We start from the raw sequence: 266 nt of genomic DNA on the forward strand, positions 1-266 counted from the left end.
GTTCAATTGAATCACCTGTTTCCATACGTCGCGAAATTCAGTAATAATCCCTTCGACTTCTTCTAGGGTGGTACTATCCTGTTTGATATTCGCTTCGATCAGCCGCCTGTTTGGGTACTCATATAAGGAGCGCATGTTTTTTGAAATTTCGACATCCATATTCAAAGTTAACATCAGTTCACTTATAATATTCTGCGCCTTTTGGATGTTTGTGTTCCTCTGCTCAATTTCTTTATTTTCTATTGCATGCTTTGCCAAATTGATAA

General features: G+C 37.6%; 1 protein-coding gene. It reads right to left on the reverse strand.

Features of this window, described 5'->3' with window-relative positions:
• Nucleotides 1-266: flagellar export chaperone FliS (gene fliS / locus FS628_RS30650; RefSeq protein WP_145326688.1), on the reverse strand; the 266-nt coding region annotated here is incomplete at both ends.

Origin of the sequence: Paenibacillus xylanexedens, from assembly GCF_007676705.1 — a bacterium.
In the GTDB taxonomy this organism is placed as follows: domain Bacteria; phylum Bacillota; class Bacilli; order Paenibacillales; family Paenibacillaceae; genus Paenibacillus; species Paenibacillus xylanexedens_C.